Below are 17,857 nucleotides of genomic sequence, written 5' to 3'. Positions count from 1 at the left end.
TGAGATGAAGAAACTTATTGCTCTTATGGTTATCGCTTTGGCCATGGCATCTTGCGAGGACGTCATCGAGGTGGATTTGCCCGAGGTAGAAACCAGACTCGTGGTGGATGGGCTGTTACGTGTGGATAAAAGTCAGGAATTCATAGATGTTCGCATACAAATGCGGGAAAGCAGCAATTTTTTTGAGGATAATCCTCCGGCCCAGGTCGAGAGTGCCCTCATTTATTATGGCGTGCTGGACAATGGTAACTTTGAGACCATCTCTTTCAGCAATCTTACTGAGGAGACACCGGGCTCCGGGATATACGTGCCGGACCCCACGTTTATGACGGACCAGCGCATACGTGCAGCCGCTGCGGAACCTGGAGTAGTGTTTGTGTTGCAGGTCACGCATAAGGGTCGAAGGTATTTTGCGCAGACCGAATATACCCCAACCGTTCCCATAGACAATCTGGAACAGGGAACCGACACCCTCTTTGATGAGGAAGAGACCGAAATTATCGTCACCTTTACCGATAATGGGGATGAGGACAACTTTTATGTCTTTGATTTTATGAACAGTGAATTTTTGGTGGTGGAAGATGAATTCTTTCAAGGACAGCAATTCTCCTTTTCCTATTTCTATGATAATGAAATTACCGCTGGCGAAACCGTAACGGTAAGTATATTGGGAGCTACGGAGGAATTCTACAATTATATGGATTTGGTCTTGGAGCAGACAGAAAACAATGGTGGGGTATTCCAAACGCCCGTAGCCACGGTGCGAGGGAATGTATTCGACATTACCGGGCTTGACAATATCACTATTTTGGACAATGTAGAGCGTCCCAACGATTATGCACTTGGGTATTTTGGCGTCGTACAAGAATTTACCCAAACTATTACTATTGAGTAATCCCTTTTAAAGTAAGGCATACAGTAATAAAATCATTGCCAAACCGACCATCCCTTGAATCAATGTACCCAAAGTATGACCCTTCAACGCGGTCTTGACTTTCATATGGGAAAATTGGGAGACCACCCAAAAATAACTGTCGTTGATGTGCGAAACGGTCATGGCGCCCGCACCAATGGCCAAAACGGCCAAAGCCTTATCCATAATCGAAATCAAACCAAAAGTTTCCAATAAGGGCGCAATAATGGCCGAAGTGGTGATGATGGCTACTGTTGAGGAACCTTGGGCGGTCTTGAGCACCGCTGCAATTAGGAAAGCAATCAAAAGTCCACCAACTCCTGTGCTGGATTCCAAATGGATGATGGAAGCAATATCCATGGTTCGCAAAATGGCCCCGAAAGCCCCTCCTGCCCCTGTGATCAAAACGATGGCACCAGCTTGCATGAACGCTTCGGGTACCCAGCCTTTTTTCTCTTCCTGTGGCACCTTTCTACCCAATGCAAAAGCAAAAAAGACACCAATCAACAACGCAATTACGGGACTGCCCAAAAAGTTGAACATTTGGAACAACCATCCTTCACCCAAAGGATGGGTTGGATAATCCACGATGGATTTCATGGCTATCAAGATAATCGGCACCAACAATGGCAAAAAAGCCTGGTAGGGCTTTACGGTGGACAACACTTCTTCCTTCTGCTCCATATCTTCGGCACGCTCTTCTTCCTGTAACGATTTCCCGATAAACCGCGCCCAAAAATAACCTGATATCGATACAGGTATGGCCACCAAAAGTCCAAAAATGAGCACCATGCCCAAATCAGCTTCCAAAATGGCCGCTGCGGCCAAAGGCCCCGGAGTGGGTGGTACAAATACATGAGCGGAATACAAGCCTGTGGCCAAGGCGATGGCAAACACTAAGGCAGGTATGCCCGTTTTTTTACTGATGGCCTTATTCAAGGAAGAAAGTATGATGTAGCCCGAATCACAATATACCGGAATGGAAATAACGAATCCAGCCAAATTGATGGCCAAAGGAGAACGCTTTAATCCAATTACTTTTAAGATACTATTGGCCAGAACTTGAGTACTTCCCGTTTTTTCCAGATAAATCCCGATGACCGTTCCAAAAGCGATGACCAGACCTATGCCCGAAAGCGTGTTTCCGAAACCTTCTGCCATGGTGGACATAATATTTACCGGCGCAAGACCCAGCAAAAAACCTGAGGCCACGGCTGCAATGGTCAACGAAAAGATGGGGTGCATCTTAAATTTTACGGTGGCTACAATAATAAAAAGGACCACAACCCCAAGAACTAGCATTTCCATGATTGATTTTTAATGCAATACCCACTAAATATAAGCTAATATTCCTACTTTGGTCCCATGAGGCATACGAACAAGGAACTTCTGGTAAAAGGTATCAAGTCATTCGGGTTTACGGTCCTCTCCATGTTTATGGGGCCATTTCTGATTTACCAAGCTTTTAAAAATGAGGGACATCCTTTTTATTGGCCCGTACTCGTCTTGGGCATTGCATGTGCTATTTTAGCCATCTATTTGGGCTTTCGCTCCGTAAAGATTGTCATGGATGCCATTTTTGGCGAAAAGACCAAGGATTAGTTATTGGTCTTTTGTGGGGTACTTTTCCACTTATTGGTCAGTTGGGCATAATCGTAGTCCAATACCGATTTTTGACGCTCCAATCGACTCGCAGCAAAGGCTCGCTGCAAAATATCCTCTATCAAATAATCCTCATGGACCTCTTCGGGCCTAAACTCCTCCTTTAAGCTTATCTTGAACAGGCTGGCCGTGGTATTGTACCAAAATGCACGCCATCCGCTACGAAGATCTTTGACCAAATCGAAAGCCGTCGTGCCCGTTTGCCTATGGATCAATTTGACCAAAATCTGCCCTTCGGTACGGGTCAATTTTTTCAATTCTTCGGAAAACTCACCTTCAATATACTTTTGCACCTTCCGGGTATATCGCCTTTGGTGCCTTCTTTTTTTGATGAGATCAAGGCTATCGTTCAGCTCCACCAAGCGTTCTGCGGCCAATTTGGCGTAAGGATATACCTTTAAGGTTTTTCTGCGCAAAATGTAATATCGAAGTTTATCTTCTTGACTGGCAAAGTCCAATTGCCCGAAAAGATAGACTTCGTCCAGTTCAATGGAGCTCATTAAAATGGAATCCCCCTCAAACCTCACATAATAGTCCTCAATGGAATCATTGGCAATGGAATCCTTTGGGTAAGTCAGCGAATCCTTTTGCGGTTCCTGAGCAAACCCGTAGGCAGCAATCGCCAGAAATACAACAAGAAAAGCGTTACGTAACATCACAATTCTTTCTCAATAGTCCAGCCAAAAGTAAGGATAAAGGTATGATTTGGCTATTAAATAAAAGTGAATATTAGTATGTTTGTGTACTAAATCAGATACATGGCAAAAGAGAAAATCATCAACGAAAAATCCCTTGAATTTTTAGAAAGATATTTGAACAATGCCTCTCCCACAGGCTATGAACTAGCCGGGCAAAAAATCTGGATGGACTATGTGAGGCCCTATGTGGATGAGTTTATTACAGATACTTATGGAACGGCGGTAGGCGTCATCAATCCAAATGCCAAATATCGCGTGGTCATCGAAGGCCACTCCGATGAAATTTCCTGGTACGTCAACTATATCACAGATGAAGGATTGCTCTACGTTATCCGAAACGGAGGTAGCGACCACCAAATCGCGCCATCCAAATGGGTGAATATCCATACCAAAAATGGTATCGTAAAAGGAGTTTTCGGGTGGCCTGCTATCCACACTAGAAACAAAGAGAAAGAGGAACCACCAAAGTTGGACAACATTTTCATCGATATAGGTGCCAAGGACAAGAAGGAAGTGGAGAAGATGGGCGTTCATGTAGGATGCGTGATCACCTATCCCGATCAGTTCGAAATTTTGAACAAGGACAAGTTTGTTTGCAGGGCACTGGACAACCGGATGGGCGGTTATATGATCGCAGAGGTGGCCCGCTTGCTCAAAGAGAACAAAAAAGAACTTCCCTTTGGCTTGTACATCACCAATTCGGTACAAGAGGAGATTGGGCTACGCGGTGCGGAAATGATCACACAGACCATAAAACCGAACGTGGCCATTGTAACGGATGTATGCCACGATACCACCACCCCAATGATCGATAAAAAGACGGAAGGCGAGACCAAGATTGGTGACGGTCCGGTAATTGCCTATGCGCCTGCGGTACAGAATAAATTACGCGAGCGTATTTTGGAAACTGCGGAAGCCCATAAGATTCCGTTCCAGCGCAATGCATCCTCCCGATTCACGGGAACCGACACCGATGCGTTCGCCTACAGTAATGGCGGTGTTGCGTCAGCTTTGATTTCGTTGCCGTTACGCTATATGCACACCACGGTAGAAACAGTTCATAAGGATGATGTAGAGAATGTGATCCGGTTGATTTACGAAACCTTGTTGAACATCGAGGAAGGAGAAACGTTCAGTTATTTTGATTAACCGAGCAAGTTTCTCAATAAAACCTATTAAATTAAGTCATCCCGAAGCAGCTTCGGGGTGACTTTTTTTTATCTTTATGTACCATGGACGAACTTGTGGACATATTGGATAGTAAGGGAAAACCAACGGGCAAATCCTGTTTAAAATCGGAAGCGCACCGCAAGGGATTGTTGCACCCTACAGTCCATGTTTGGTTATATACCTCCGATGGTCGGGTTTTGATACAACAACGTGGCAAAAATAAGGCTACGCACCCTCTGCTTTGGGACGTTTCGGTGGCGGGGCATGTATCATCCGGGGAACCAATCGTTACTGCGGCAATACGTGAGGTCAAAGAAGAAGTAGGCTATCAAATTACGGAAGAGGATTTGGAATCCATCGGTACTTTTAAGGCCATTCATAAGATTGCAGAGGATTTTATCGATGCGGAACTCCATCATATTTTTTTGTGCGAACTCGAGACCCCTTTCAAAAATCTTATCAAACAGGAAAGCGAAGTGGAAGCACTGGATTTGATCCCGCTTTTCAGATTTGCCGAAGAAACCTGGGGCTTGGCCAACACGGGCAAATACGTGCCGCACGGCCCTACCTATTACAAAAAGATCATCAAGGCCATTAAAGCTCGGACCTGAGCTGCTCCACAAAAGCCTCTACGCTATCCAACGCATACGACTTTTGGTCGCCGGTCTTCATATTTTTGACCACAAACTTGCCATCGGTCAATTCTTGGTCTCCTAGAAGAATGGCATAGGGTACTCCCCTTTTATCGGCATATTTGAACTGTTTCTGCACTTTGGTATCCGTGGGGTACAAATCAGCCCTGAGCCCGTGTTTGCGCAATCCCGACACCAACTGCAAGGCTGCTCTTCCCTCTTTTTGTCCAAAATTGAGGCAAAGCACATCTAATGACGTATCCAAACTGTCAGGGAACAGGTTCAATTCTTCCAGAACCAAATAAATACGGTCCAATCCGAAGGAAATCCCAACACCGCTCACATCTTTAAGTCCGAAAATCCCGGTGAGATCGTCATAACGGCCTCCCCCTCCAATCGACCCCATTTGGACACCTTCTGGCGCAGCCACCTCAAAAATGGCTCCGGTATAGTAGTTGAGTCCGCGGGCAAGTGTCACATCCAATTGAAGTGTGGCCGATTGCAGACCTAACATATCAACCGTAGCGATGATTTCTTCCAATTCGGAAACTCCCAACATACCCACTTCGGAGTCCGCTAGGATGGTTCTGAGTTGTTCCAGCTGCTCGGATACCGTTCCCGTCATCTCGAACAAAGGTTGTGCCTTGGCAATGGCTGCCTCGGAGATGCCTTTTTCCATCATCTCGGCTTTTACCTTCTCCTCTCCTATCTTGTCCAACTTGTCCAAAGCCACGGTAAAATCCACCAGCAATTGTTGCGCTCCAATGACCTCGGCGATACCCGATAGAATTTTACGGTTGTTGATTTTGATGGTTGCCCCTTTCAGACCCAAATCGGTAAAAACAGCATCATAGAGCTGCACAAATTCCACTTCCTGCAGCAAGGAATTTGCCCCGACCACATCGGCATCGCATTGGTAAAACTCACGAAAACGGCCCTTTTGGGGTCGGTCGGCACGCCATACCGGCTGAATTTGGTACCGTTTGAACGGAAAATCGATATCGTTCTGATGCATCACTACGTAGCGGGCGAAAGGCACGGTAAGGTCGTAGCGCAGGGCTTTTTCGGAAATTTTTGGCGTTAAGGAAGCTGAATCTTTGGAACTATAGGTCACATCGTCCACCTTGGAGATAAAATCCCCCGAATTCAGGATTTTAAAAATCAAGCGGTCGCCTTCATCACCATATTTTCCCATAAGTGTCTCCGAATTCTCAAAAGACGGGGTCTCGATGGGTTGAAAACCAAAGGTTTCAAAATGCTTTTTGATGCTTTGGATGATATAGTTGCGCTTGGCCACCTCAGCGGGTGAAAAATCTCGGGTTCCTTTAGGTATGGATGGTTTTTTTGCCATGTGATCTTAGATTCTCGTGCAAATATACGGTTGATGGTAGAATGGTGGAAAGCTAAAGATCAAAGATTCTTCGCTTACCATGCGCTTGAAGGTTGACAAAAGAGCAAATCCCTTCATTTCTTGCTCCTTAATTCTAATTCAGTGCTCTATAATCTGCTCAAACCATTGGTACAGCTCCCCTTTGGTGATAACAGCCCCTTGTTTGATAAGTTCAAATTTATCGACATTCTTGTCCTCACCATAGGCCTTGGAAGCGGATAGGTATTCCACAAAATCCGATTGATAGTTTCGTTTGAACCAACCAAAGCCTACCTCGGTCCTCAGGTCGATTTCGGGGTTGAGGATTTTAACGGAAAGTAATTTCATTTCCTTTTCTGTCAAATGAAATAGGTGCATGTGCCTTTCAGAAATATTCTCCAAGTATTCCACCCTGTTCAGCACACCTTCCCAAATCAAATCGCTAAACACATCGATTTCCTCCTCGGCCACTTCGGGTTTTTTCTTTTTAAGCGTATCCCACTCTTCTGCTGTGATGGACTGTGTCGCCAAAAAGTTGATGAATTCGGGGTGGAGCTCTTCCAATTGCTCCTTGGTCAATCTTCTGTACTTCATGCCGCAAAAATATAAAAGGCTAGGCAGAACCACCCTGTTTTTGCCCCAAGAATACGGTCAAAAAGCAGTTTATACGGGAGTTCTTTAAGTTTACCTTAACCTATGAGGTTTGGCAAGCCCTTTTAATTATTGTAGTTTCGGAAATTCACATGTAATAAAAAGAAGACAGCATGACATTTTTGAAATCAATGAAAACGCTAGTGGTAGGTATGGTCATTTTGGGGGCAAGTGCCTTTTCACAAATTACAGCACAGGAACAGGTAGAGGTAAGCGATGCAGAACTACATAAAATTGCCGCTGCATTCCAAGATATCCAAAAGGTGAACATGGAGGCCCAACAACAGGTTATGGAAACGGTAAAGGAAAGCGGTTTTGACCCAAATCGTTTCAACGAGATGTACCAAGCGTCCGCTTCCGAAGAAAAAACAGTGGATGCCAGCGATGAGGAGAAACAACGCTTTGGTGAGGTGATGGGTAAAATTCAGCAAATGCAAACGGGTTTCATGAAACAAATCCAAGAAATCATCAGCAATGAAGGCTTGAGCATGGAACGTTACGAACAAATAGCTATGGCACTACAAACGGATGCCGATTTACAAGGTAGATTACGAGCCGCTTTGGAACAAAAGGCTTAATGTTATTTAAGAATAAGTATGTAAAAAAGCCCTTTGAAAATTCAAAGGGCTTTTTTTGTATGATATGAAGTGGATTACTTTGCTTCCGCAACCACTTCAAAAGGGAATTCTACAACAACTTCCCTGTGTAATCTGATAATAGCCTCATAAGGACCAGTTCTTTTGATAGCTCCACCTTTAATGTTGATGAATTTTCTATCAATCTGGTGTCCCTCTTTGTCCAAAGCAGCGGCAAGGTCGATATTGGTTACAGAACCGAACAATTTATCTCCGGCACCTGCCTTGGCAGTAATACGGATTTCCAATTGTTTCAACGCATCGGCCACTTTTTGGGCCTCGTCAATAATCTTCTTCTCCTTGTGAGCTCTTTGCTTAAGGTTTTCGGCCAAAACTTTTTTGGCAGAAGGAGTGGCCAAATCAGCCAAACCTTGTGGGATAAGGAAATTTCTGCCGTAACCGTTCTTTACGGTAACGATATCATCCTTAAATCCCAAATCCTGTACATCTTCTTTTAGAATAAGTTCCATTCTCTGGTGTTTTTTATTTCAACATATCGCCAACGTACGGCATTAACGCTAGGTGACGGGCACGTTTTACGGCCTGCGCCACTTTTCTTTGGTATTTCAGGGAAGTACCGGTAAGTCTTCTAGGAAGCAGTTTTCCTTGCTCGTTTACCAACTTCATCAAGAAATCCGGGTCTTTGTAATCGATATACTTGATACCTGATTTCTTGAACCTGCAATACTTCTTTTGCTTGCTGGTCTCAATGTTAAGCGGGGTCAAATATCTGATTTCCCCGTCTTTTTTCGATTTTGCTTGTTGCTCGATAGATGCCATACCCTTATGCCTTTGCTTTTAGTTTGTTTCTTCTTTTTTCCGCCCAAGCAATTGCATGCTTGTCCAATTTAACGGTCAAAAAACGCATGATGCGCTCGTCTCTTCTAAACTCTAGCTCATATGGGCCAATAGCCTCTCCTGGAGCTTGGAATTCGAACAAGTGGTAAAATCCACTTTTCTTGTGCTGAATGGGATAGGCCAACTTTTTAAGTCCCCAATCTTCTTTGGAGACCATTTTGGCACCATTCTTAATCAAGAAATCTTCAAATTTCTTGACTGTTTCCTCTATCTGGGTCTCAGATAGAACGGGATTCAAAATGAAAACAGTTTCGTAATGGTTCATGATAATATATTTTTAAAGGAGCGCAAAATTAATAATAATTCCTTCACCCTGCAAGAAAAGTAAAAAAACTTCGTTAAAGTTCAAGAGTTATCAACAGTTAAAAACCCAATAAACCTAAATAACACATATGGCAATTTACACAACAAAATAGACCATGTTTACATCTTTTGTTGTCCGTAAGCGGCTTTTTTATGTAATTTTCCCATGATTTAAAACCCTACAAATCACCCCATTCTATGAAATTAAAAAGTATAATTGTAGACGATTCCTCGATGCAGCGCATGGCCGTTGCAAAGTTGGTCAACAATCATCCACACCTCGCTTTGGTTGCTGAGTACAGCAACGCCATTGAAGCCAAAAATGGCCTAAAAAACCACGAAATCGACCTTATCTTTTTAGATGTTGAAATGCCAATCATCAGCGGTTTTGACCTTTTAGAGGCCTTAGAGAACCCACCACAGGTGATCCTTATCACAGGAAAACCTGATTATGCCCTAAAGGCATTTGATTACGATGTGACCGATTACCTTCACAAACCCATCACCCTGGCCCGTTTTGAAGCCTCCGTAAAAAGAGCTGTTGCCAAATACGAGCAAATGAACCGGGTAGATGAGGACGAAGAGCACATCTTTGTAAAGAGCAACCTTAAAAAGCGTAAGGTTATCCTAAACGACATTAAATGGATAGAGGCTCTGGGAGATTACATCAAATTGGTGACCGACGAAGCCAATATCGTAATCCTATCCACCATGAAATCTTTCGAAAAGCAACTGCCTGCCGAAAAATTTCTACGTATCCATAAGTCTTATATTGTGAATCTGGAGAAGATTGAAAAATTCAACAGTAAAAATGTTGAAGTAGGGGGCAGACAGATTCCTTTGAGCAGAAACAAAAAAACAGAACTAGCCGAAGCGCTGGCCAATGTATAATCAGATGTGGTCCACATTGTAGACCAGTCGTACACTTTTATACTTGGAAATAGCATTAAAGGATTTTTCAATTCTTTTAATGCTATTTTTTGTTGGGGCCAATGGCTGTTTTCTTGGAACCTTGATCAAAATGTTTTTGAGATAGTCCCTTCGGATTCTCGCTACGGGCGGATATTCGGGCCCAAGAATATGGGCACCCAGCACATTGCGCAATGATCCCGCCATCCAGTCTGCTGCCTCGTTCAATTTATTGAAATCCTTATCCTTGAGCGTTATTTTAATCAATCGGACCAAGGGTGGATACTTGAACTGCTCCCTTTCATAAAATTGCTCTTTGAACATACTATCGTAACTGTTCGTGGTCACCTGTTGCAATATTTGATGGTACGGATTGTAGGTCTGAATGAGCACTTTGCCGCGCTTTTGGGTGCGCCCTGCCCTACCCGCCACCTGTGTGAGCATTTGAAAACTGCGTTCATGCGCCCTGTAATCGGGAAAATTGAGCATGGAATCCGCATTCATGATGCCCACCAGGCTCACGTTTCTGAAATCCAGTCCCTTGGTCACCATTTGGGTACCTACCAGAATATCCATTTCCTGATTTTCAAAAGATGAAATGATTTTTTCGTAGGCATACTTTCCCCTCGTAGTGTCCAAATCCATTCGCCCCACGGCAACATCAGGGAACAGTTGTCCCAATTCCTGCTGAATCTGTTCCGTTCCAAAACCTTTATTATCCAAGGTGTGACTGCCACAAGCTAAACACGCCTGTTGCAATGCCATATGGTAGCCACAATAATGGCAACGCAATTGATTTCTATGCTGGTGATAGGTCAGACTTACATCGCAATTGGGACATTGGGCCACATGACCGCAAGTGGTACACTCCACCACAGGGGCAAAGCCCCTTCTGTTTTGAAAAAGAATGATCTGCTCCCCCTCCTCCAAAGCTTCTGTTATCGCCTTGATCAAAATTTCGGAAAAATGGCCCTTCATACGGCGTTTTCGTGTAGCTTCCTTGATGTCCACCAAATTGATCTCTGGCATCAGCACCTCCCCAAACCGATGGGCAATGGAAGCATAGCCATATTTTTTAGTCCTGGCGTTGTACATACTCTCAATGCTCGGCGTAGCGGAACCCAAAACAATATGGGCATTGTGCATGGAAGCCAAAACCACCGCAGCATCCCGGGCATGATAACGTGGAGCCGGGTCAAATTGTTTAAAAGAATTTTCATGCTCTTCATCCACCACCACCAATCCCAAATTGGTAAAGGGGAGGAACAGTGACGAACGTGCACCAATGACAATTTGGGCCTTCTCGGCATTCTTCAGCACATTGTTCCACACCTCTACCCTTTCGTGAATGCTGTATTTGGAGTGATAAACTGAGACTTGATGTCCAAAATAGCGTTGCAACCTGTGGATCAATTGGGAGGTCAAAGCAATTTCTGGAAGCAGATATAAGGCTTGTTTCCCCTCTTCCAGACATTTTTGAATCAATTTGATGTATACCTCGGTCTTTCCGGAGGAGGTAACTCCGTGAAGCAGTACTGGTTTATGCTCTTGAAAGCCTTGATGGATATCCTCCAAAGCCTGCTGTTGGTATGCATTTAAATTGACATTAGCTGAAGATTCGGAATGCTCATCAAACTCCACCCGATCTTTTCGGATGTGGTACTCTTCCAAAACCTGTTTGTCCACAAGAGCCTTGATTACGGTTCGGGACGCCCTACTTTCCTTTTCGAGTTCGGCAACGGGTATGGGTTTGGAGCTTTTCGCCTTTAGTTGGAACAAGGAAAGTACAACTTGGCTCTGCTTAGGGGCCCTGGTAAGCTCATTTAACAATTCCGCCAACTGCCCTTCATCATCATACTGTTCCGAAAGCTTCACGTAGCGGACCAATTTAGGCTTGTATTGCTCGTACAATTCCTCTTTTTGAACCACCACGCCTTTATGGACCAAGGTATTGATGAGCTTCAACACATGTTTCTTGTCCACAATATCACTGACTTCGGAAATTTTTAAAGCTGTTTGATGCTGCAGTGCCTCGTACACCAAAAACTCATCATCGCTGAGTTCCTGTTCGTCCACTTCGGCGTTTTTGTTGGGCAGAATCAGAGTTTCGCTCTCCAGCATAAAGGCACTGGGCAAGGCACTTCGAATCACCTCTCCCAAAGTGCACATGTAGTACTTCGCCACCCATTCCCAATGCTTAAGTTGCACTTGGTTAACTACCGGACGTTCATCCAAAATCTGATAAATCTCCTTGGGTTCGTAGGCTTCCGGGGCATTTTGGTGGATGCGGTAGGCCAAAGCCGTATAAATCTTGGATTTCCCGAAGGGAACGGCCACGCGCATGCCCTCCTGTAAAAAATCCGCTTCAGCCTTTGAAATTTTATACGTGAAGAGTTTCTCCAGAGGAATGGGCAAAACAACTTCCAAAAAATAGTCCATAACCTAATGCTCTATCACCCGGTGCCATGTTTGGGTTCGGTACAAAAAGGCCAAATAACCACGTACTTTTAATCGATTGGCATTGTCCTCATCCAACCATACCCTACCCCTAAAGGTCATGGCCTGTTCGGGGTCGAAGAGTTTGTCACCTTTGTATACACCATCCTTTTTTTCCTCGAAATCCTCCATGATCTTCATGCCAAGAATGGGTTTGTTCTTACGCTCTCCCTCACATTTGGTGCATACCGCATCTTTTTTTCCTTCCTGTAAAATTTTCACCACCTTAGCATGTAACAATCCATCGTCCTTATAAATTTCAATGATTGCTTTTTCCACCCCATCACGGTCGTCAATGGTTTTCCACTTTCCAAAAACGGTCTGTGAAAATGTTATCTGACCCATCAGAAAACATAGTGCGAAAATCCATTTATGCGTCATTTTTCTGCCTTTCATGTCTTTTTTTAAGGGAATTTAGGGTTGCATTGAGCTCAAAGCCCAACAATAAAATGTTTGAATTTAACCAAATAAACACCATAAGGATCAATAATCCTCCCAAAGCGCCATAAAGTTCATTGTATCGGGCAAATTCGTCCACGTAGATACCAAAAAGATAGGAAGTAAGCAAGAACAAAAGGGTCGTCATTAACGCTCCGGCGGAGAAAAAACGGGCCTTTCGCCCCTCTGCCGTTCCAAAATAGTACAGTATGGCCGTGGTGATATAGGATAGGAACAGGAAAAAGAGCACCTTGGCGATCTGTATGCCTATGGTATCTCCCTTTTCCACATCATAGCCTAAGGTTTTGCCCAAATATTCACTGGTGTATTCCACAATATAAAATTCAAAATATACGAAGGCCACTGCACCAACGATCAACAGTATGGAAAGAATGATCCCTACCAAGAGCGCATAGGCATACTGACGGAAAAAATTTCGGGTCAGTTCCACATGATAGGAATTTTCAAAGCCCCCAAAAATGGCACTTACACCATTGGCCATCAGAAAAATGGACAGAATAAAGGCAGAGGACAGCAACCCGCCTTGCTTTTGGTCCTTGATCTGCTGATAAATTTCGCCGAAGTAATCACTGGTGGCAGAAGGCAAAAAGGATTCCAAAAAATCCAAAAATTGGGCATCAAAGTTCTCATTGCCCACACTTACGTAGGGAATGATAAAGGGAACCAAGGTCAGCAAGAAAATAAGCAGCGGAAACAGCGCCAAAAAAATACTGAACGCAATGGAGCTGGCCCTGGAGGACAAGGTTCCTTTAACAATACCCACCAAATACATCTCGATCAAGTCATACAAAGAGAGTCCCTCAAAAGCGTTGAGCTTTATCCTTTTCAATACCCGTACCATCCAATTGATCACGGGTATCTTTTCCAACTGCTCTTCGATGGCTGCTGACATTTAAACGGCTTTTAGGCTTAGGTCCATATTGTACACGGAATGGGTGAGCGCTCCGGAGGAAATATAGTTCACGCCACATTCGGCATAGGTTCTAATGGTTTCTTCGGTAATGCCCCCAGAGGATTCGGTAAGGCACCGGTCCCCTATCCGTTTGACGGCTTCACGGGTATCATCATAATCAAAATTATCCAAGAGAATGCGATAGACCCCATCCGATCGGAGGATTTCGTCCACCTCATCCAAATTTCGGGCCTCTACGATAATTTTGAGGTCCTTTCCATGTTCCTTCAGATAATCCTTTGTTTTTTGGATGGCCTTGGTAATGCCCCCCGCAAAATCGATATGATTGTCCTTGAGCATGATCATATCGTAAAGGGCAAACCGATGGTTCTCCCCTCCTCCAATGTTAACGGCCCATTTTTCGAGGGCACGAATCCCAGGCGTGGTTTTACGGGTGTCTAAAATTTTGGTGTCCGTACCGTCCAAAAGAGAGACAAAATCCTGGGTCTTGGTGGCGATGGCACTCATGCGCTGCATGGCATTGAGCACTAAACGCTCAGCCTTTAAAATGCTTTGCGAACTGCCTTCCACATAAAATACCACATCCCCGTATTTGACGGGGGAACCATCCTCCATCAAAATCTCCATCTTAAGTTGTGGGTCGACGCAGTGGAAGACCTGTTGGGCAAAGGCCACGCCGGCAATAATGCCCTCATCCTTGACCAAAAGTTTTGCCTTCCCCTGCGCCGATGCAGGAATACAGGCCAAGGAACTGTGGTCGCCATCGCCAACATCTTCCCGTACGGCGTTGGCAATGATCAGATCCAGTTCGTGTTGAAATTGTGCTTCGGAAATCATCCAAATGGGGTTTTCACGAAAATAGTAAAAACATTGTTCTATGTCCACGACTTTGACATGCATAATTTAAGGGGAAACGTTTATTTTTGGGCATGCAGATTACCTTAATGGCCATTGGCAAAACAGATAAAGCTGAACTTGAGTCACTTATAACCGTTTACGAAAAACGGTTGAAGCATTACATCAAGTTTCAAATGGAAATCATTCCCGATATCAAAAACCGGAAGAACCTTTCGGAAGCCCAACAAAAGGAAAAGGAAGGGGAATTGATCTTGGCGCAACTACAGCCCACTGATGCTTTGGTACTGCTGGACGAGAAAGGAAAGCAATACAGCTCTGTGGATTTTGCCCAGTTCCTTCAAAAAAAGATGAATAGTGGTATCAAAAATCTGGTTTTGGCCATTGGAGGTCCTTACGGATTCAGTGACGCTGTTTATGCCCATAGTTCGGGCAAAATTAGCCTTTCCAAAATGACCTTTTCCCACCAAATGGTGCGCTTGTTCCTAGTGGAGCAGATTTACAGAGGATTCACGATTTTACGAAACGAACCTTATCACCATCAATGAGATAATTTGGAGGCAAGAGCCAAGAACCAAGACCAAAACAGTCCTTGTTCCTGTTTCTTGAAGCGCAGCGGTCTTTCTTCTTTTAATAAAGCACCCTAAACTTAATGGTGTTCTCGATTTTCTTCAACGCCTTGATCACGTCTTTGTCGTACTCCTTGTCCAAATCGGTAATCACATAGCCCACCTCGCTGTCGGTCGATAGGTATTGACCTGAAATATTGAGACCATACTGCGCCAATATCTCGTTGATTTTGGCCATAATGCCCGGTACGTTTCGGTGAATATGTAAAAATCGATGCGCCTTATTCTGTTTGGGCAATCGAATATTGGGGAAATTCACGGAGTCCACGGTGTTTCCCGTGTTGATGTAATCCATGATTTTGTTTGGTACAAATTCGGCAATGTCACGCTGTGCCTCCTCGGTACTTCCTCCAATATGGGGGGTTAAAATCACGTTGGGCAGTCCTTGCAACGGAGTTTCAAAGGGTCCATTGCTCTTGGGCTCCGATGGATATACATCGATGGCCGCTCCACCTAACTTCCCACTTTTCAAAGCATTGGTCAAAGCGTCAATATCCACCACAAATCCCCTAGATAGATTAATGAGCTTGGCGCCATCCCTCATTTGGTTGATTTCGCGTTCCCCTATGAAGTTTTTGTTGGCTTTATTATCGTCCACATGCAAGGTCACCACATCGGAAACGCTCAACAAGTCTTCCAAGGTGTCGCATTTTACGGCATTCCCCAAAGCCAATTGGTCATTTACATCGTAATAATATACTTTCATCCCCATAGCTTCGGCCAAAACGGACATTTGCTTGCCTATATTTCCGTAGCCAACGATTCCGAGATTCTTTCCACGTACTTCTTGCGAACCAGCGGCGGTCTTGTTCCATTCGCCGTTATGGATTTCGGTACTACGTGGAAAAATGCTTCGCATGAGCATAATGGTTTGTCCCACGGCCAATTCCACAACCGAACGTGTGTTGCTGTAAGGTGCATTGAACACCACAACGCCTTTCTTTTTACTGTATTCCAAATCGATTTGGGTGGTGCCGATACAAAAGGCTCCAACAACCAATAATTTATCGGCAGCGTCCAACACTTTTTGGGTCACCTGCGTTTTGGAACGGATGCCCAGTACATGGACTCCCTTGATTCGTTCAATGAGTTCATCCTCGGAAAGGCTGGTCTTGATCAACTCTACGGAAAAGCCTTCCTCCGAGAGATTTTCAAAGGCAGCGGGGTGCACATTTTCCAACAAAAGGATCTTAATTCTGTTCTTGGGGTATGATAAGTTTCTTGGCAAATCGTTCACAAATAAAAATTCATCTAGGTTCGGTGCAACGTGGTCGGCATTGTTTGCCGCCTTTTCCCGATGCACATTTTCAGTGTAGGCGAAAAATTTATGGGCTATTCCGGCCTCGCGCATCACATAATCGCTGTAACCGTCGCCAATCACCTGGACCTCGCCATCCAAATCCAGATTCTTCAAACATTCTATTTTTCCATTATGGGCGGCCAGAACATTGGTCTCATCAAAACCGATAATGTTCCCCTCCGTATCAAACTTAAAGGTATTGGCATAGACCCTTTCCGATGGAATATTATATTCTTCCACAATGGGATCGATAAATTCCTTGAAGCCACAGGATATCACATAAATATCGTCCGAGAACTCATGAAAAAACTGTTTATTGGCTTCAATCGATTTGGATATTTTCTGACGGAGTTCCTTTACCAAATCCTCCAAGTCGCTCTTATTGGCACTCAGCAAACGGATTCTTCGCTCCAGCGACTCCGTGAAAGAAATATCGCCATCAATCCCCAAATTGGTGATTTTTTGGATTTCCGATACAATTTCCTCCCTTTTCGGATTGCCTTGCAGGGTCATTTCCGCCAAAACATCCAACGCCTCAACACGTGTGAGCGTGCTATCAAAATCGAACACATATTTGCGTCCAGTGTGTACCATGGGGTGGGTTCAAAAAAATTAAAGGGTAAAATTAAACATTAATTCCATCCTTATAATCGGAACTTATCAAAAACCTTACACATTTACGGATAAATCAAAAAACCACTACGATTTGTTCGAAATGGCACCCAAATCCTACCTTTTTGCAAGTTGGTACCGTAAAGGAATAAAGCTCAAGGGCAAGTGCAAGTTCAAGTGAAAGGCCTTTTTCCAATTCAATAATTAAAGGAATTGCACTAATGCTCACGAATTAATTTAGTAAAAACGGATGGTTGGACGCCTAGATTTTAGAACTTATGTCCTGTCAAATGCCTCCTATTTACTATCCCCTGTCCCGTAGAGTTGATTAAAACCACCGTCGTGTCAGCTTGCAATAAATTGAATATTCCTGACCAAACTGTTTTTTGAGGGCTTCCTCCTCGGGTTTTATTTGAAAATGGTTCATGTAGGAGACAAAGCCCGCGGCCAACAAGGTGTTGAAGGCATTACCCAGCTTTAGGCCAAAGGCCAATAAAAACAACAACATTCCCAAGTACATCGGATTTCGGGTAAAGTTATAGATGCCATTGGTAACCAGTTTGCTACTTTTATGGAGGTGCAATGGGTCTGTTGTCGTCTTGTTGATGAAAAACTGAATGACGGAAATCAAGATCACCACTAGTCCAAGACCAAACAAAAACAACATCAGCAAGCGTTTGCCGAAAAAATCAAACTCTCCTACGGGCAACAATAGGTCCGAAACATACATCAAGCCTCCAAAAATCAACATCACCAAAGCCGGTGGTACTTTCAATTTCATCATAACTGGGTT

Annotated in this window: 20 protein-coding genes; 7 read left to right on the top strand and 13 right to left on the bottom strand. The window is 44.1% G+C overall.

Translation table 11 applies throughout. The features are described from left to right. Positions 1–4: 4 nt before the first annotated feature. Entirely contained in the window at positions 5–895 is an 891-nt protein-coding gene (locus EO130_RS11530) for a DUF4249 family protein (RefSeq protein ID WP_127141655.1), read from the top strand. 6 nt (positions 896–901) lie between these two features. On the opposite strand, the gene EO130_RS11525 is transcribed toward EO130_RS11530, so the two are convergent. Continuing rightward, positions 902–2,221 carry a GntP family permease gene (locus EO130_RS11525; RefSeq protein ID WP_127141654.1) on the bottom strand — a complete coding sequence of 440 codons (1,320 nt, stop codon included), beginning with the start codon at positions 2,219–2,221 and terminating at the stop codon, positions 902–904. A gap of 57 nt (positions 2,222–2,278) precedes the next feature. Between EO130_RS11525 and EO130_RS11520 the strand changes: the two genes are divergently transcribed. Beyond that, positions 2,279–2,515 (top strand): DUF6095 family protein, encoded by a 237-nt coding sequence (locus EO130_RS11520; protein WP_127141653.1) that lies wholly within the window; start codon positions 2,279–2,281, stop codon positions 2,513–2,515. Here the strand turns inward: EO130_RS11520 and EO130_RS11515 are convergent. Continuing rightward, entirely contained in the window at positions 2,512–3,231 is a 720-nt protein-coding gene (locus tag EO130_RS11515; protein WP_127141652.1) for a DUF4294 domain-containing protein, read from the bottom strand. The genes EO130_RS11520 and EO130_RS11515 overlap by 4 nt on opposite strands. A 102-nt stretch (positions 3,232–3,333) precedes the next feature. Between EO130_RS11515 and EO130_RS11510 the strand changes: the two genes are divergently transcribed. Next, entirely contained in the window at positions 3,334–4,422 is a 1,089-nt protein-coding gene (locus EO130_RS11510; RefSeq protein ID WP_127141651.1) for a M42 family metallopeptidase, read from the top strand. A gap of 83 nt (positions 4,423–4,505) precedes the next feature. Then, a complete protein-coding gene (locus EO130_RS11505; RefSeq protein WP_127141650.1) occupies positions 4,506–5,054 on the top strand; it encodes an NUDIX hydrolase in 549 nt (182 codons plus the stop codon). Here EO130_RS11505 and hisS read toward each other — a convergent pair. Beyond that, the gene (gene hisS / locus EO130_RS11500) at positions 5,038–6,426 is read right to left on the bottom strand and encodes a histidine--tRNA ligase (protein WP_127141649.1); all 1,389 of its coding nucleotides are present in this window, start codon (positions 6,424–6,426) and stop codon (positions 5,038–5,040) included. The two genes, EO130_RS11505 and hisS, sit on opposite strands and share 17 nt — an antisense overlap. Positions 6,427–6,564: 138 nt before the next feature. Next, entirely contained in the window at positions 6,565–7,038 is a 474-nt protein-coding gene (locus EO130_RS11495; RefSeq protein ID WP_127141648.1) for a DUF6495 family protein, read from the bottom strand. Positions 7,039–7,208: 170 nt separating this feature from the next. Here EO130_RS11495 and EO130_RS11490 point away from each other — a divergent pair, with 170 nt between their 5' ends. Beyond that, positions 7,209–7,673: a DUF4168 domain-containing protein gene (locus EO130_RS11490; protein WP_127141647.1), complete on the top strand. Its 465-nt coding sequence runs from the start codon at positions 7,209–7,211 to the stop codon at positions 7,671–7,673. A 74-nt stretch (positions 7,674–7,747) separates the two neighbouring features. On the opposite strand, the gene rplI is transcribed toward EO130_RS11490, so the two are convergent. The 3 genes from rplI to rpsF are packed head-to-tail and all read right to left on the bottom strand — an operon-like array spanning position 7,748 to position 8,853. Continuing rightward, entirely contained in the window at positions 7,748–8,200 is a 453-nt protein-coding gene (gene rplI, locus EO130_RS11485; RefSeq protein WP_127141646.1) for a 50S ribosomal protein L9, read from the bottom strand. Positions 8,201–8,213: 13 nt separating this feature from the next. After that, complete coding sequence (rpsR, locus tag EO130_RS11480) at positions 8,214–8,510, bottom strand: 30S ribosomal protein S18 (RefSeq protein WP_014031368.1); 297 nt, start codon at positions 8,508–8,510, stop codon at positions 8,214–8,216. Between the two features lie 4 nt (positions 8,511–8,514). Next, positions 8,515–8,853 (bottom strand): 30S ribosomal protein S6, encoded by a 339-nt coding sequence (gene rpsF / locus EO130_RS11475; RefSeq protein ID WP_014031369.1) that lies wholly within the window; start codon positions 8,851–8,853, stop codon positions 8,515–8,517. 236 nt (positions 8,854–9,089) lie between these two features. On the opposite strand from rpsF, the gene EO130_RS11470 reads away from it, so the two are divergent. After that, entirely contained in the window at positions 9,090–9,782 is a 693-nt protein-coding gene (locus EO130_RS11470; protein ID WP_100818563.1) for a LytR/AlgR family response regulator transcription factor, read from the top strand. Here the strand turns inward: EO130_RS11470 and priA are convergent, their stop codons facing one another. Genes priA through nadC form a run of 4 tightly spaced genes read right to left on the bottom strand, consistent with a single transcriptional unit; the run spans position 9,783 to position 14,505 of the window. Continuing rightward, complete coding sequence (priA, locus tag EO130_RS11465) at positions 9,783–12,239, bottom strand: replication restart helicase PriA (protein ID WP_127141645.1); 2,457 nt, start codon at positions 12,237–12,239, stop codon at positions 9,783–9,785. A gap of 3 nt (positions 12,240–12,242) precedes the next feature. Then, the gene (locus EO130_RS11460; RefSeq protein ID WP_241244346.1) at positions 12,243–12,641 is read right to left on the bottom strand and encodes a DUF2147 domain-containing protein; all 399 of its coding nucleotides are present in this window, start codon (positions 12,639–12,641) and stop codon (positions 12,243–12,245) included. A gap of 25 nt (positions 12,642–12,666) precedes the next feature. Next, positions 12,667–13,647, bottom strand: coding sequence for a YihY/virulence factor BrkB family protein (locus EO130_RS11455; RefSeq protein WP_127141643.1), 981 nt, complete (start codon positions 13,645–13,647; stop codon positions 12,667–12,669). Then, on the bottom strand, positions 13,648–14,505 hold the full coding sequence (gene nadC, locus EO130_RS11450; RefSeq protein ID WP_127142080.1) for a carboxylating nicotinate-nucleotide diphosphorylase: 858 nt from the start codon (positions 14,503–14,505) through the stop codon (positions 13,648–13,650). Between the two features lie 92 nt (positions 14,506–14,597). Here nadC and rlmH point away from each other — a divergent pair, with 92 nt between their 5' ends. Next, positions 14,598–15,071, top strand: a complete 474-nt coding sequence (gene rlmH / locus EO130_RS11445; RefSeq protein ID WP_127141642.1) for a 23S rRNA (pseudouridine(1915)-N(3))-methyltransferase RlmH — start codon at positions 14,598–14,600, stop codon at positions 15,069–15,071. 82 nt (positions 15,072–15,153) lie between these two features. On the opposite strand, the gene serA is transcribed toward rlmH, so the two are convergent. Both serA and EO130_RS11435 read right to left on the bottom strand, forming a co-directional pair. Then, on the bottom strand, positions 15,154–17,046 hold the full coding sequence (gene serA / locus EO130_RS11440) for a phosphoglycerate dehydrogenase (protein WP_127141641.1): 1,893 nt from the start codon (positions 17,044–17,046) through the stop codon (positions 15,154–15,156). A 346-nt stretch (positions 17,047–17,392) separates the two neighbouring features. Further along, entirely contained in the window at positions 17,393–17,845 is a 453-nt protein-coding gene (locus EO130_RS11435; protein ID WP_127141640.1) for a methyltransferase family protein, read from the bottom strand. Positions 17,846–17,857: the final 12 nt, after the last annotated feature.

This window comes from Flagellimonas marinaquae, assembly GCF_003992675.1.
Classification (GTDB): Bacteria; Bacteroidota; Bacteroidia; order Flavobacteriales; family Flavobacteriaceae; genus Flagellimonas; species Flagellimonas marinaquae.
Note: the sequence above shows the minus strand (reverse complement) of the source record. Positions and strands in the feature narration are given on the sequence as shown.

Excerpts from the sequence above, each read along its gene's own strand:
- EO130_RS11530 (WP_127141655.1), top strand. The coding sequence starts at position 5 with ATGAAGAAACTTATTGCTCTTATGGTTATCGCTTTGGCCATGGCATCT.
- EO130_RS11525 (WP_127141654.1), bottom strand. The coding sequence starts at position 2,221 with ATGGAAATGCTAGTTCTTGGGGTTGTGGTCCTTTTTATTATTGTAGCC.
- EO130_RS11520 (WP_127141653.1), top strand. The coding sequence starts at position 2,279 with ATGAGGCATACGAACAAGGAACTTCTGGTAAAAGGTATCAAGTCATTC.
- EO130_RS11515 (WP_127141652.1), bottom strand. The coding sequence starts at position 3,231 with ATGTTACGTAACGCTTTTCTTGTTGTATTTCTGGCGATTGCTGCCTAC.
- EO130_RS11510 (WP_127141651.1), top strand. The coding sequence starts at position 3,334 with ATGGCAAAAGAGAAAATCATCAACGAAAAATCCCTTGAATTTTTAGAA.
- EO130_RS11505 (WP_127141650.1), top strand. The coding sequence starts at position 4,506 with ATGGACGAACTTGTGGACATATTGGATAGTAAGGGAAAACCAACGGGC.
- hisS (WP_127141649.1), bottom strand. The coding sequence starts at position 6,426 with ATGGCAAAAAAACCATCCATACCTAAAGGAACCCGAGATTTTTCACCC.
- EO130_RS11495 (WP_127141648.1), bottom strand. The coding sequence starts at position 7,038 with ATGAAGTACAGAAGATTGACCAAGGAGCAATTGGAAGAGCTCCACCCC.
- EO130_RS11490 (WP_127141647.1), top strand. The coding sequence starts at position 7,209 with ATGACATTTTTGAAATCAATGAAAACGCTAGTGGTAGGTATGGTCATT.
- rplI (WP_127141646.1), bottom strand. The coding sequence starts at position 8,200 with ATGGAACTTATTCTAAAAGAAGATGTACAGGATTTGGGATTTAAGGAT.
- rpsR (WP_014031368.1), bottom strand. The coding sequence starts at position 8,510 with ATGGCATCTATCGAGCAACAAGCAAAATCGAAAAAAGACGGGGAAATC.
- rpsF (WP_014031369.1), bottom strand. The coding sequence starts at position 8,853 with ATGAACCATTACGAAACTGTTTTCATTTTGAATCCCGTTCTATCTGAG.
- EO130_RS11470 (WP_100818563.1), top strand. The coding sequence starts at position 9,090 with ATGAAATTAAAAAGTATAATTGTAGACGATTCCTCGATGCAGCGCATG.
- priA (WP_127141645.1), bottom strand. The coding sequence starts at position 12,239 with ATGGACTATTTTTTGGAAGTTGTTTTGCCCATTCCTCTGGAGAAACTC.
- EO130_RS11460 (WP_241244346.1), bottom strand. The coding sequence starts at position 12,641 with ATGGGTCAGATAACATTTTCACAGACCGTTTTTGGAAAGTGGAAAACC.
- EO130_RS11455 (WP_127141643.1), bottom strand. The coding sequence starts at position 13,647 with ATGTCAGCAGCCATCGAAGAGCAGTTGGAAAAGATACCCGTGATCAAT.
- nadC (WP_127142080.1), bottom strand. The coding sequence starts at position 14,505 with ATGATTTCCGAAGCACAATTTCAACACGAACTGGATCTGATCATTGCC.
- rlmH (WP_127141642.1), top strand. The coding sequence starts at position 14,598 with ATGCAGATTACCTTAATGGCCATTGGCAAAACAGATAAAGCTGAACTT.
- serA (WP_127141641.1), bottom strand. The coding sequence starts at position 17,046 with ATGGTACACACTGGACGCAAATATGTGTTCGATTTTGATAGCACGCTC.
- EO130_RS11435 (WP_127141640.1), bottom strand. The coding sequence starts at position 17,845 with ATGAAATTGAAAGTACCACCGGCTTTGGTGATGTTGATTTTTGGAGGC.